This window comes from Microbacterium sp. 22303, assembly GCF_052045265.1.
Classification (GTDB): Bacteria; Actinomycetota; Actinomycetes; order Actinomycetales; family Microbacteriaceae; genus Microbacterium.
In genome coordinates, this window is the sequence record NZ_JBQEOQ010000004.1 from 120,656 (window position 1) to 133,185 (window position 12,530).

Sequence of the window (12,530 nt, forward strand, 5' to 3'; positions counted from 1 at the left end):
GAAAGGCGTTCAGCCCTCGAACCGGTACCCGAGCCCGCGCACGGTGACGAGCATCACCGGCTCGGAGGGGTTCTGCTCGATGCGCGAGCGGATCCGCTTGATGTGCACGTCGAGGGTCTTGGTGTCGCCGAAGTAGTCGCTGCCCCAGACCCGGTCGATCAGCTGGCCGCGGGTGAGCACGCGTCCGGAGTTGCGCATGAGCACCTCGAGCAGCTCGAATTCCTTGAGCGGCATGTTGATGACCTCGCCGTCGACCGCGACGGTGTGCCGATCGATGTCGACGGTGACGCGGCCGCCCTCGAGGATGCGCTCGTCGATGTCCTCCTCGGCCTGCACGACCCGCCGCAGCACGGCGCGCATGCGGGCGAGCAGCTCGCGCGACGAGTACGGCTTGGTGATGTAGTCGTCGGCCCCGAGCTCGAGGCCCACGACGATGTCCACCTCGGAGTCCTTCGCGGTCAGCATGATGATCGGCACCGCGGAGGCGGTGCGGATCTGACGACACACCTCGGTGCCGGGCATGCCGGGCAGCATCAGATCGAGCAGCACGATGTCCGCACCGCTCTCACGGAACAGGGCGAGGGCGGTGGGTCCGTCCTCGGCGATCTCGACCTCGTAGCCCTCCCGACGCAGCAGGTATGCGAGCGGGTCGGCGAGATCGGGCTCGTCTTCGACGAGGAGGATGCGGGTCATACGAGTTCTCCGGTATCGGCGCGGGTCATTTCCGCGGGGTTCGCAGGCGACGGGGCAAGGCGCGAAGCCTTGCGCTCCTGGCGCTTCTTCTTGTCCTTCTTCGGCTTCTTGTTCTTGCGCGGGGCCATGTCCTCGTCGGCATCGGGGCCCGCGATCTGCGGCAGGCGCATGGTGAACGTGGACCCGCGGCCCGGGCGCGACCACAGCCGCACCTCGCCACCGTGACGCTGAGTCGCGTGCTTCACGATCGACAACCCGAGCCCGGTGCCGCCGGTGCGACGCGAGCGGGCCTCGTCGGCGCGGTAGAACCGCTCGAAGATGCGCTCGCGGTCGGCCTCTTCGATGCCGATGCCCTGATCCGAGACCGAGATCTCGACAACGCCGTCGTCGATGCGCACGCCGACGCCCACGCGGGATCCTCGCGGCGAGTACACGATCGCGTTCGCGATGAGGTTGCCCACCGCCTCGATGAGGATCTGCGCGTCTCCCTGCACCCAGGCGCCGCGGTCACCGCCTCGACTCAGCTCGACGCCCGCCGAGGCCGCCTGCACGGCGTGCCCTTCCACGCTCGTCGCAACGACCTCGTCGATCGCGACGGCACCGAACGTGCCGAACCCGTCGGAGGACTGCAGCCGGGACAGGCTCATGATGCGGCCGGTGAGCTGACCGAGACGCGCAGCCTCGGCCTGGATCCTGGTCGCGAACGCCCGCACCTGCGCGGGGTCGTCGGCAGCCGACTCGATCGCCTCGGCCAGCAGGCTCACCGCACCCACCGGAGTCTTCAATTCATGGCTGGTGTTGGCCACGAAGTCGGTGCGCATCTGCTCCAGGCGCTCCTGCTCGGTGATGTCGCGGATGATGAGCAGGTTCAGGCGCGGGCCGATGCGCTTGGCCCTTGCGGCGACCAGGCGCGGGTCCAGCTGGCGCCCGCCGCGCGCGAGGCGCATCGTCGCGGTCTCGGATCCGCCCTCGCGCACCGCTCGCACGAGCTGGCGCAGCTCGGGGTTCTCCAGCGTGGCGCCGACCTCGATGCCGAAGCGCGCAGCCGCCGTGCTCGCGGCCGTGACGAGGCCGGACGGATCGACGGCGCAGGCGGCGTCGTCCATGGCCGCCAGCACATCGGTGAGACCGTCCGGAAGGTCGGTGGACGCCTGCTGCTCCGCCGCAGTCCTCGCCCGCATCGCCGCCACGATCATCGCCGCGATGCCCGCGCCGATCGCGACCCCCAGCCCGAGGGCGAGCAGCGCGAGCAGAGTGCTGTCCATGCCCCCAGCGTAGAGGGCGTTCACCCTCCTGAACGGCGGGTGAACGCCCTCCGCACGCCCTCACGCGCTAGTGTTCACGAGCACGGCACCAGCCGTTAACCTTCGCCGAAGAGAATCGCCACGTGCGTGTCACGACCGTGACAGGCACCGTCCCGTGCCCGTTCTGCGGGCCGCCGTGCGACTCAGACCATCCGGTGCCCCGGGTCACAGAACGAAAGGTGCGCAGCCATGCGCGAAGTCTTCCACCAGTCCCTCGAGCATCTGCAGTCGCAGCTCGTCGAGATCGCCGACCTCGTGGCCGTGTCGATCGAGAAGGCCACCCGCTCGTTCGCGACCAGCGACGTCGCCCTGGCCGAGGAGGTCATCGCCGACGATGCCCGCATCGACGAGCTCGCCGTCGCGCTCGACGAGCAGGCCATCGAGATCCTCGCACGCCAGCAGCCCGTCGCCCGCGACCTGCGCATCGTCGTGACCGCGCTGCGCGTGAGCGCATCCCTCGAGCGCATGGGCGACATGTCAGAGCACATCGCCCAGCTGGCGCGCCTGCGCTTCCCCGAGCGGGCCATCCCGAAGGGCCTGAAGGGCACCTTCACCCGTATGGGCGAGCTGGACGTCGAGATCGCCCGCACTCTCTCCGAGCTGCTGCGCACGCAGGATCTGCGCTTCGCCGACGCGATCCGCAACGCCGACGACGACGTGGACGAACTGCACGCCAGCGTCTTCGAGAAGGTGCTCAGCGACAACTGGAAGGGCGAGGCGGGCGCGACGGTCGATGCCACCCTGGCCAGCCGCTACCACGAGCGGTTCGCCGACCACGCGGTCGCCGTCGCGAAGAAGGTCGTCTACCTGGCCACCGGCGACTGGGCCGTCGACGAGGAGGACATCGCCCTCGCCGTCGAGGCGCAGGCCGAGGCCGGATCCGGCCACGCCTGACCCCCAACCTTCGGAGATCCGCCCCTGCCGTTCCGATCGGGGCGGATCTTCTCGTTTCCGGCGGGCTGCGATCAGCAGGTCCCGGCGCACGCCCGAAACGACGGATCCCGCCCCGAGCCGGTCGGATGACCGGTTCGGAGCGGGATCGGTGTCGGTCCGGGGTTACTTCTTGCCCTGGTTCGCCACGGCTGCGGCGCCGGCCGCAGCGGCCTCGGGGTCCAGGTACCGGCCGGGGCCCGTGGGCACGTTGTTCTCGTCGAGCTCGTAGACGAGCGGAATCCCGGTGGGGATGTTGAGCTCGGCGATGTCGGCGTCGCCGATGCCCTCGAGGTGCTTCACGAGGCCGCGCAGCGAGTTGCCGTGCGCCGTGACGAGCACGGTCTTGCCGGCCTCGAGGTCGGGCACGATGGCCGACTCCCAATAGGGCAGCAGCCGGTCGATGACGAGCTTGAGCGACTCCGTGCGCGGAACGTCGCCGTCGATGCCCGCGTAGCGAGGGTCGTTCACCTGGCTGTACTCGCTCGCGTCATCGAGCGGGGGCGGCGGCACGTCGAAGGAGCGGCGCCACAGCTGGAACTGCTCGGGACCGAACTCCTCGAGCGTCTGCGCCTTGTCCTTGCCCTGCAGCGCGCCGTAGTGGCGCTCGTTGAGCCGCCACGAGCGGGTCACCGGGATCCACAGCCGGTCCGCGGCGTCGAGCGCGATGTTCGCGGTCTGGATCGCGCGGCTGAGCAGCGAGGTGTGCAGCACGTCAGGCAGGATCCCCGACTCCGCCAGCAGCTCTCCGCCCCGGCGGGCCTCGTTCTTGCCCTGCTCGGTCAAGCGGACGTCCACCCAGCCGGTGAACAGATTGAGTTCGTTCCATTCGCTCTGGCCATGGCGGAGCAGGATGAGGGTGCGCGTCATGTTCTCAGCCTAACGGCGTGCGCCGTACCGCTCCGAAGTCGGGTCTCCGCATGACGGAGATCGCTTATTCGACGCATAGCAGCCGCAAAGGTCGTGGTTCGACGGGCTCGAGAGAATCCTCCTGTCAGCCACGAGAGGATCCGGACATGAGCACCTTCCCCGACCCGACCCGCACTCCGCACGGTCCCGCGTATGAGGGCCGTCTGCTCGACCGCCCCGACGAGGAGGTCGTCGACCAGGGGGCGCCGTTCGACATCCGCACCCTGATGTCTCGCCGTGTGGTTCTGAGCCTCGTCGGGCTGGGTGCGGGCGGCGCGGTGCTCGCCGCGTGCGCTCCGATGGCTTCGAACGCCGCGAGCACTGCCGCCGCGACGGCGATGCCCACCGTCACCAGCACGCCGAGCCCTTCCGCGACGTCGGCGACCACCGCGGTGCCCGCCGCGGAGATCCCCGACGAGACAGCGGGGCCGTATCCCGGCGATGGTTCCAACGGCCCGGACGCCCTGGCCGAGTCGGGCATCGTGCGCCAGGACATCCGCTCCTCGATCGGCAGCGGCACCACCGCAACCGGCGTGCCCTTGACGTTCTCCCTGAACGTCCTCGACGAGGCATCCGGCGACGCGCCGTTCGCGGGAGTCGCCGTCTATGCCTGGCACTGCGACGCCTCCGGCGGATACTCGATGTACTCGTCGGGCATCGAGGACGAGACCTACCTGCGCGGGGTGCAGGTCGCCGACGCGGACGGACGGGTGTCGTTCACGTCGATCTTCCCCGGCTGCTACTCGGGGCGATGGCCGCACATCCATTTCGAGGTGTATCCGACCGCCGCCGACGTCACCGACGCGGCGAACGCCATAGCCACCTCGCAGATCGCGCTGCCGCAGTCGGCGTGCGAGGCGGTGTACGCGACGGCAGGCTACGACGGGTCGACGGCGAACCTGGCGCGGACGTCGCTCTCCGCGGACAACGTGTTCGGCGATGATGGCGGCGCCCTGCAGATCGCGGCGATGACCGGCGACAGCGCGAAGGGCTACACAGCGACGCTCACCGTACGCGTCGACACCCGAACGGCTCCGACCGCCGGCTCGATGGGCGGCGGGCCGCGCTGACCGGCACGAGGGGCTACGGACCCGTCGGCAGCGTGTGGACCGTCGGGTTCAGGTCTTTCCGGTACCAGCGGTCGGCGTACGGCCCGGAGTCGAACGCCTCCACCGAGCGGAAGCCGAGACCCTCGTACATCGCGCACGCCTCCACGAGGTCGGAACGGGTGTCCAGCCGCAGTGCGCGAGCGCCCCGATCACGAGCGACCTCCTCGAGCGCCAGGATCAGCCGGCGTCCGACCCCCTGCCCCCGCGCGGCCGGCATCGTGAAGACCTTGGTGAGCTCGAGGTCGCCCTCCACGAAGCGCGCCCCGGCGCAGGCGACGACGGCATCCCCGTCCCGGGCCAGAAGCAGGATCCCGGTATCGCCCTGGAGGTCGTCGTACGGCTCGTCGGCCAGGGCCGTGTCGCGTTCGCCGTCCGTGGCGGGCCTGCCGTGATAACGCGAGACCACGTCGATCAGATAGGTGCGCACGATGCCGTCCGCCTCCGCCGTCCCGGGGAACCCGACCTCGATCGTCACCACAGCGACAAGCCTAGGCGACGGGACCGGGCAGGATGGTCACATGGCGTCCTCTCCGCTCGGCAGGCCCACCCGGGGCACCACCGGCACCAACCGGCTGCGGCGCAACGACCGCTGGATCGCCGCCTCACTCGCGTTCCGCCGGGCAGCGGATCCGCTCGTCGTCGATCTGGGGTTCGGCGCCAGTGGCGTCACTGCGTTCGAGCTCGCCACGCGCCTCCTCCGAGTGCGCCCGGACGCCGAGGTGCTCGGGCTCGAACTGGACCCCGAGCGCGTGGCGACGGCGCAGGCCCAGCTCGCTGAGCTCCGCCACGGTGCGGGTCACTTCGCCGCCGACCTGCCGGTGTCGTTCGCACGGGGCGGGTTCGAGGTGCCGCTGCCGTCGGGGCGCAGGCCCGCGGTGATCCGCGCCATGAACGTGCTGCGGCAGTACGACGAGGCCGACGTGCCCGACGCCTGGGCGCGGATGGCGTCGCGCCTCGCACCGGGAGGGCTGCTCGTGGAGGGCACCTGCGACGAGATCGGCCGCATCGCGAGCTTCATCGACGTGGATCAGGACGGCATCCCGCAGCGCTTCACGCTGTCGCTCCGGCTCGCGGATCTGGAACGACCGTCGATCGTCGCCGAGCGCCTGCCCAAGGCGCTCATCCACCACAACGTACCGGGCGAGCGGATACACACCCTGCTCACGGACCTGGACCGCGAGTGGGAACGGGCGGCGCCCTTGTCCACGTTCGGGGCGACTCAGCGCTTCCTCGCCGCGGTGTCCGCCCTCCGCGCCGCGGGATACCCGGTCCTCGGCACGCGAGCCCGCTGGCGCCTCGGTGAGCTCACCGTGCCGTGGAACGCGGTCGCTCCGAGCTGAGCCGCGCCCGCCGCGAACTCACATCCGCTCGTATCGCGCGCGTGCGATGCAGAAGACCCCGTACGCGACCAGACCCGCCCCCACGGCGCAGAGCAGCGCGGGGCCGTAAGGCAGAGCGGTGATCCCGCGCAGCGCGGCGTCGAGCCCTGCTGCCTTGTGCGGATCCTCGGTGACCGACGCGATCACGAACAGCACCCCCGTCAACGCCACGGCGACGCCCTTCGCAAGGTAGCCGACCACGCCGAACAGCTCGATCCCCGCCCTTCTCGTTCCGGGTGGCATGCGCAGCTCCTTCGTGAACGAGCGGGTGATGGCGCTCACCACGAACCCGCCGCCGACCGCGACGACCGTGAGACCGATCACCACGAGCAGGATCTCGCCGCCGGGAGCCGAGAGGATCCGGGCGCTCAGCGTCTGCGAGCTCTGGGAGGGATCCGCGCGCCCGCCGGCCGCGTACACGACCGCGATCCCTGCGAGCACGAGGTAGACCGCCGCGATGCCGAGATTCTTGAGACGCCGTCCCCACTTCGTCGCGTCCTCCGCGGCGCTCGCGAGCATCGCGTCCGCGATCCGCCACACGGCGAGTGCGGCGAGGGCCGTGGCCACGACGACGAGCACCAGGCCACCGATCGCGCTGTGCCGCAACTGCTCCATCGCCCCGCCCTGGTCGGCCTTCCCGCCACCGCCGACCCCGATGGAGATCGCGGCCGCACCGATCAGGATGTGCAGGACGCCGAGCACCACGAATCCGATCCGGGCGACCCGCCGGAGCGTCGACGAACCCTGCGTCATCCGCGCCGCGTCCTTCGCCCGGTCGGACGCGTCCTCATCCGTGCCCATTCCCGCAGAGTAGGTCACGTGATCCCGCGGCGACAGAGGGTTGCGGTGCGCCCGTCGCTGTGCGTCGCGGCCCGCGCTCAGGGCGCCGCCCGTCTCCCCCGCTGCGCTCGGAGCGCTGGGTGACTCTCAGCGGCGCACTCACTCCTCGGGAAAATTCGCGCTGGTGAGCCGCAGCAGCGGACGTGCCTTGACCACGGTCTCGGCGTACTCGTCGTCGGGATCCGACAGCGAGACGATCGCGCCGCCGACGCCGTAGTCGATGCCCCCGTCGTGCACGACGAGGGTGCGGATGATGACGCTGAGATCCACGGCGCCGTCGAAGGAGAAGTACCCGAGCGCGCCACTGTACAGCCCGCGCGGGCCGCCCTCGAGCCCGTCCAGGATCGCCATGGTGCGCAGCTTCGGCGCGCCCGTCATGGAGCCGGGCGGGAAGGCCGCGCGCACGCAGGCGACGGGCGTGTCCGCGAGCCGGGAGCGCACCGTCGAGACGAGCTGATGCACGGTGGCGTAGCTCTCCACCTGGAACAGTCCGTCCACGTGCACCGAGCCGAGCTCCGCCGTGCGTCCGAGATCATGGCGGACGAGGTCCACGATCATCAGGTTCTCGGCGCGATCCTTCTCCGACGCGGCCAGTTCCGCGCGGATCCGCTCGTCCTCGGCCGCATCCGCACCGCGCGGGCGGGTGCCCTTGATCGGACGGGACTCGACCGCACCGTCCGTCGTGATCCGCAGGAACCGCTCGGGTGAGGTGCTCAGCACGCTCACCCCGCCGATGCGCAGGAACGCGCCGAACGGGGCCGGGTTCTCCGCGCGCAGTGCGAGATAGGCGGGGAGCGCATCGATGCGGACGTCCGCATGCAGCAGGTTGGTCAGACACGCCTCGTAGGTCTCCCCCGCCGAGATCTGCTCCTGCGCCTCGGCGATGAGCCGCAGGTACTCGGTGCGGGAGTGTCGCGCGGCGAGCAGGTGCGGCGCGGCAGACGGATCCGGATCCGGTCCGGTGACGTCGTCATCACTGGCGGACGATGCCGTCTCGATCTCCGCGATCCGCTCCGCCGTCCGGGTGAGCCAGGCCTCGTCGTCGAGGGCGAGCAGGTGGATCAGCCCCTCGCGGTGATCCACGACGACGGCACGATCGAGTCGGACCATGGCGGCGTCGGGCGTCGCAGCACGATGCCGGTGCGGGGATCCGCATTCGGCGCGCAGCTCGTAGCCGAGCGCACCGACCCAGCCCAGGGCGAACGGCAGATCGGCTCCCGCCGTGACGGTGCCCCCGAGCTCGGCGTCGAGCCAGTCGAAGAAGCCCGAGCGGATCGCGTTCTCGGTCTCGCCGTCGCGCACGGTCACGATGCCTGCGTGCACGTCGGCGAGCACCGTCGGCAGGTCGTCCCCGCCGCCCAGGATGGAGTACCGGGCGCGGTCGTCGCCGTCGCGGCCGCCGTCGAGCCAGACCGCCTGCGCCGCGTCGCCGAAGAGCCCGGTGAAGAGCGCCGCCGTGCCTATGCGCAAGGGCAGGGTGCGACGGAGCACGGGTCGGGGCGCAGGGCGCACCTGCTCCGTGGCGATCGGGCGCTCGCGCTCCGTCCCGTGCAGTCGTTCCTGCTCCCTCTCGTGCGGGCGGACCGCCACATCAGCGAGTACCGTCGCACCGGTGTCACCCCGCACCGCGTCCGCCCCGGGCGCGGGCAGCCGTTCTGCGAGAGTCGCCCGCGCGAATGCGACGAAGTTCGCCACCATGCGGGTGCCGTCGTGCGTGCCGATCGACTCGGGGTGGAACTGCACGCCCCACAGCGGCAGCTCGCGGTGCTGCACGCCCATGATCACGCCGTCGTCCGCGCGCGCCGTGACGACGATCTCGTCGGGCACCTCGTCGATCATGAGCGAGTGATAGCGCACCACTTCGACCGGCGACGGGAGCCCGCGGAAGGGTCCTGTGCCGTCGTGCGCGACCGGCGAGGGCCGGCCGTGCCGCGGTTCCGGCGCGCGTCGCACCCTGGCGCCGAAGGCGTGTCCGATGCCCTGATGCCCGAGGCAGACGCCGAGCAGCGGGATGCGACGCTCGGCCGCGATCCGGATCGCGTCGGCGCAGATCCCGAAGTCCTCCGGTACCCGAGGATCCCCCGGCCCGGGCGAGAGCACGATGGCGTCGTACTGATCGAGGACGGACGGTTCCCAGTCGGCCCAGTCGTTGTGCACGACGACCGGGGCCTGCCCCGCGACCGCCGCGATCTGGTGCACGAGGTTGTACGTGAAGGAGTCGTAGTTGTCGATCAGCAGGATGCGCAGGGGCCCGGGCGCGCCGCGCTCCGCGCTCGGAGCAGCGCCGTCCTCCGTGCTCTCCGACTCCGCGCCCACCGGAGGCACCGGATCAGGGCGCGTCGCGCGGATCCGGCGCGGACGGGCGGCGCGACAGCCGCGTCAGCCGGGGTACGTCGGCCGTCGCACCGGCATCGGCGGGGACGATGATCTCCTGCGCGGCAGCGATGTCACCGTCCGGCGTGCGGACCACGAGATCGCCCACCGGTGCGCGGCGCGAGAGGATCGCCAGGGCGATCGGCCCGAGTTCGTGGTGCCGCGCAGCAGAGGTGATGTGCCCGACCTCATCCTCGCCGGAGCCGTCGGCACCGCGTGCCAGGACGGGAGCACCCGCGGCGGGCAGAAGGCTTTCGCTGCCGTCCAGGTGCAGGGCCGCGATCCTCCGCGGCGGGTGACCGAGGTTGTGCACCTTCGCCACGGTCTCCTGACCCCGGTAGCAGCCCTTGTTCAGATGCACGGCGCTGCGGATCCAGTCGGTCTCGTGCGGGAGGGAGCGCTCGTCGACCTCGGCGGCCCAGCGGGGACGCCAGGCGGCGATGCGCAGGGCCTCCGCGGCGAGCGCACCGGCCCAGACGACCTCCGCGTCCGCGGCGAGCGCGCCGGCACCGGACTCATCGATCACCGCAGTGCGCCAGAGATAGCCGGAGCCGGGGTGCTCGCCGACGTGGTACTGGTGTCCGCCGGGCTGCACCGTCGGCCACGGATCGGTCCAGACCACGGCGGCACCGTGCGGGGCGATCGCAACGCGCTCGGCGCGCTGCTGGGCCCCGGAGCCGGCGAAGAACCCGACGACGAGCAGATCCGGACGCACGGCGACCTTCACGTCGGCGCGGAACACCATGCGCTGCAGCCAGGTGGCGAGAGCGTCGGCGTCGGCGGCATCGGCGATGAGCCACGTCGCGGAGCCGTCATCGAAGACCGCGGCCACATGCTCGACACGTCCCTGCGGATCCAGCACGAGCAGCTCGGTGCTCTCCCCCGCCCGAAGACGCGCGACCGACTGCGAAGTGATCGAGTCGAGCCAGGTGAGCCGTTCGGATCCGGTCAGCTCGATGACAGTCCGATCGCCGAGCGGTGCGAGCGCGTCACCGCGCTCCAGCGCGCGCTGCTCGCGGATCGGATCTCCGAAGTGCTGCGCGATATCGCCGTCCGCGATCACGCCGGGCAGAGAGGGGAAGCCTGCCACGATCAGACCTTCGCAAGACGGGCGGATGCGTGCGAGCGCAGCCCGGCGCCGAGCGCGGCGATGTCCCACGCCCACAGCAGGTGACCGTCGACCAGGCCGTACATGCGCGAGGCGGCGCCGTACTCCTTCGCGCCTTCGGCGCGCACGATCGCGTCGGTGGCGATGTCGATGCGGGGACCGTCGATGCGGCCGAGGTACAGCTCGAGCATGCCGTCCGAGTGCACGATGGACGCCTCGATCGCGAAGCCGCCCTCCGGCAGGCGCAGCGCCTCGACGTCATCCACCGTGCGCTGCGCGGTGCGCACCTCGCGGGGCGGCAGCAGCGCAGGACCCGGGTCGTGCGCGTCGGCCGGCCGCGTCAGGCGCCAGTATCCCGACTCGGCCACGAGCGCCACCGGTTCGCCGTCCTCCGGCGTGAAGGTCGCGGTAGCCGCGTAGTTCAGGAATGGTCCGCCGTCGTGGCTGAAGCTCACGCGATGTGCGAACTCGCCGCGGTAGCGGTGTGCGTCGTCGTCGCCGTCAGGTCCGGGGACTTCGTAGTCGATGACGCCGGTGCCTTCCCATACTCCGAGCAGCCACGAGAGCGGCACGATGTCGGCGGGCAGGTCGGAGGGGAGATCGAGCACGAGCAGCCTTCTCTCAGGAGATGTCGCGGGGCGGGCGCTGATCAGCGCTGGCCGCGGAACAGGTTGACCAGGACGGCCCCTGCGCAGAAGGCGATCGCGAGACCCGCGAGGACCAGGAGGCCGACGAAGAAGAGTTCGAGCGCGACGATGTCCATGTCTCTACTCTATGCCGTCCGCGGCCCCCGCAGCGCCGGGCGGCGCCGACACGGCACGCTGTCAGCTGCCGAACAGAGCGGCGATGCCGAAGCCCGCCGACACGATCCCCATCACGAGCAGCGCACCGAGACTCCCGGCCGAGACGCGAAGGATGAATCCCCGCGTCTCACCGCGGAACAGCTGCACGGCGAACGACAGCAGCACGCAGACGCCGAACCCGATCACGTACCAGGTCATCAGCAGAGCATCGGGCGCGAGCAGCCCGATCAGGATCGCGCCCACGGCGGCCGCGGCCCAGGTGACGACGAGCCCGACGAAGGGGCTGCGCGGAGCGAGGACGGGATCGGCCATGGGCCCATTGTCACCTATCCCGGCGATGCTCGCAGTCCTGAGTAAGGTGTCACCAGGAAAGGATCTGCGTGGCGCAACTGCTGGTGCTGACATCGTCTCCCGCTGCGGGGCCGGTTCTGCCCGCCCTCGAGCTGCTCGGCCATCGTGTCCGGGTGATCCCGGCGCAGCCCGCGGAGCTGGTGACCGCGCCCGATGCCGACGCCGTGATCGTGGACGCGCGCACCGACCTGGTCGCCGCGAAATCCCTGTGCACGCTGATCCGCACCACGGGCCTGCGCGGGCCGCTGCTGCTCGTGGTGACGGAGGGCGGGATGACCGCCGTGAACGGCGAATGGCGCATCGACGACGTACTGCTCACCGGCGCGGGCCCGGCCGAGATCGACGCCCGCATCCGTCTCGCCCTGTCCCGGGAGGCACCGGCGACGGAGCCCGTCAAGGTGCAGACCTCGGGCCTGACGATCGATGAGCAGTCCTATTCCGCCAAGCTCCGCGGCACCCCGCTGGATCTCACATACAAGGAGTTCCAGCTGCTGCACTTCCTCGCCACGCACCCCTCGCGGGTGTTCACGCGCGAGCAGCTGCTCAGCGAGGTATGGGGCTACGACTACTTCGGCGGCACCCGCACGGTCGACGTGCACGTGCGGCGACTGCGCGCCAAGCTCGGCGACCAGGAGCACATCATCGGCACCGTGCGCAACGTCGGCTATCGCTTCAACGTCGATGAGGACGAGACCCGCCCCGTCTCCCCCGGCACCCGCTGAGCAGGTCCC

General features: G+C 70.9%; 13 protein-coding genes. 4 read left to right on the top strand and 9 right to left on the bottom strand.

Features of this window, described 5'->3' with window-relative positions; all coding sequences use genetic code 11:
* Positions 1–9: 9 nt before the first annotated feature.
* Entirely contained in the window at positions 10–693 is a 684-nt protein-coding gene (locus ACTJI8_RS12480; protein ID WP_440733758.1) for a response regulator, read from the bottom strand.
* Positions 690–1,958 carry a sensor histidine kinase gene (locus ACTJI8_RS12485; protein WP_440733759.1) on the bottom strand — a complete coding sequence of 423 codons (1,269 nt, stop codon included), beginning with the start codon at positions 1,956–1,958 and terminating at the stop codon, positions 690–692. The genes ACTJI8_RS12480 and ACTJI8_RS12485 overlap by 4 nt, the downstream gene beginning before the upstream one ends.
* 228 nt (positions 1,959–2,186) lie before the next feature.
* Here ACTJI8_RS12485 and phoU point away from each other — a divergent pair, with 228 nt between their 5' ends.
* On the top strand, positions 2,187–2,891 hold the full coding sequence (gene phoU / locus ACTJI8_RS12490) for a phosphate signaling complex protein PhoU (protein ID WP_440733760.1): 705 nt from the start codon (positions 2,187–2,189) through the stop codon (positions 2,889–2,891).
* Between the two features lie 162 nt (positions 2,892–3,053).
* Here the strand turns inward: phoU and ACTJI8_RS12495 are convergent, their stop codons facing one another.
* Entirely contained in the window at positions 3,054–3,797 is a 744-nt protein-coding gene (locus ACTJI8_RS12495; RefSeq protein WP_440733761.1) for a phosphoglyceromutase, read from the bottom strand.
* Between the two features lie 146 nt (positions 3,798–3,943).
* Between ACTJI8_RS12495 and ACTJI8_RS12500 the strand changes: the two genes are divergently transcribed.
* Positions 3,944–4,906, top strand: coding sequence for an intradiol ring-cleavage dioxygenase (locus tag ACTJI8_RS12500; RefSeq protein WP_440733762.1), 963 nt, complete (start codon positions 3,944–3,946; stop codon positions 4,904–4,906).
* A gap of 13 nt (positions 4,907–4,919) precedes the next feature.
* Here the strand turns inward: ACTJI8_RS12500 and ACTJI8_RS12505 are convergent, their stop codons facing one another.
* Positions 4,920–5,423 (bottom strand): GNAT family N-acetyltransferase, encoded by a 504-nt coding sequence (locus tag ACTJI8_RS12505; RefSeq protein ID WP_440733763.1) that lies wholly within the window; start codon positions 5,421–5,423, stop codon positions 4,920–4,922.
* A gap of 40 nt (positions 5,424–5,463) precedes the next feature.
* Here ACTJI8_RS12505 and ACTJI8_RS12510 point away from each other — a divergent pair, with 40 nt between their 5' ends.
* The gene (locus ACTJI8_RS12510; RefSeq protein ID WP_440733764.1) at positions 5,464–6,285 is read left to right on the top strand and encodes a class I SAM-dependent methyltransferase; all 822 of its coding nucleotides are present in this window, start codon (positions 5,464–5,466) and stop codon (positions 6,283–6,285) included.
* A gap of 18 nt (positions 6,286–6,303) precedes the next feature.
* On the opposite strand, the gene ACTJI8_RS12515 is transcribed toward ACTJI8_RS12510, so the two are convergent.
* The 5 genes from ACTJI8_RS12515 to ACTJI8_RS12535 form a co-directional block, all read right to left on the bottom strand.
* A complete protein-coding gene (locus ACTJI8_RS12515) occupies positions 6,304–7,125 on the bottom strand; it encodes a DUF1206 domain-containing protein (protein ID WP_440733765.1) in 822 nt (273 codons plus the stop codon).
* 138 nt (positions 7,126–7,263) lie between these two features.
* Positions 7,264–9,480, bottom strand: a complete 2,217-nt coding sequence (gene pabB / locus ACTJI8_RS12520; RefSeq protein WP_440733766.1) for an aminodeoxychorismate synthase component I — start codon at positions 9,478–9,480, stop codon at positions 7,264–7,266.
* Positions 9,481–9,493: 13 nt separating this feature from the next.
* A complete protein-coding gene (ygfZ, locus tag ACTJI8_RS12525) occupies positions 9,494–10,627 on the bottom strand; it encodes a CAF17-like 4Fe-4S cluster assembly/insertion protein YgfZ (RefSeq protein WP_440733767.1) in 1,134 nt (377 codons plus the stop codon).
* Between the two features lie 2 nt (positions 10,628–10,629).
* Complete coding sequence (locus ACTJI8_RS12530; protein ID WP_440733768.1) at positions 10,630–11,253, bottom strand: FABP family protein; 624 nt, start codon at positions 11,251–11,253, stop codon at positions 10,630–10,632.
* A 216-nt stretch (positions 11,254–11,469) separates the two neighbouring features.
* Complete coding sequence (locus tag ACTJI8_RS12535; RefSeq protein WP_440733769.1) at positions 11,470–11,760, bottom strand: hypothetical protein; 291 nt, start codon at positions 11,758–11,760, stop codon at positions 11,470–11,472.
* Positions 11,761–11,828: 68 nt separating this feature from the next.
* Between ACTJI8_RS12535 and ACTJI8_RS12540 the strand changes: the two genes are divergently transcribed.
* Positions 11,829–12,521 carry a winged helix-turn-helix transcriptional regulator gene (locus tag ACTJI8_RS12540; protein WP_440733770.1) on the top strand — a complete coding sequence of 231 codons (693 nt, stop codon included), beginning with the start codon at positions 11,829–11,831 and terminating at the stop codon, positions 12,519–12,521.
* Positions 12,522–12,530 lie beyond the last annotated feature (9 nt).

Coding starts and splice junctions, on each gene's coding strand:
- ACTJI8_RS12485 (WP_440733759.1), bottom strand. CDS start 1,958: ATGGACAGCACTCTGCTCGCGCTGCTCGCCCTCGGGCTGGGGGTCGCG.
- ACTJI8_RS12500 (WP_440733762.1), top strand. CDS start 3,944: ATGAGCACCTTCCCCGACCCGACCCGCACTCCGCACGGTCCCGCGTAT.
- phoU (WP_440733760.1), top strand. CDS start 2,187: ATGCGCGAAGTCTTCCACCAGTCCCTCGAGCATCTGCAGTCGCAGCTC.
- ACTJI8_RS12495 (WP_440733761.1), bottom strand. CDS start 3,797: ATGACGCGCACCCTCATCCTGCTCCGCCATGGCCAGAGCGAATGGAAC.
- ACTJI8_RS12515 (WP_440733765.1), bottom strand. CDS start 7,125: ATGGGCACGGATGAGGACGCGTCCGACCGGGCGAAGGACGCGGCGCGG.
- ACTJI8_RS12510 (WP_440733764.1), top strand. CDS start 5,464: ATGGCGTCCTCTCCGCTCGGCAGGCCCACCCGGGGCACCACCGGCACC.
- ACTJI8_RS12535 (WP_440733769.1), bottom strand. CDS start 11,760: ATGGCCGATCCCGTCCTCGCTCCGCGCAGCCCCTTCGTCGGGCTCGTC.
- ACTJI8_RS12480 (WP_440733758.1), bottom strand. CDS start 693: ATGACCCGCATCCTCCTCGTCGAAGACGAGCCCGATCTCGCCGACCCG.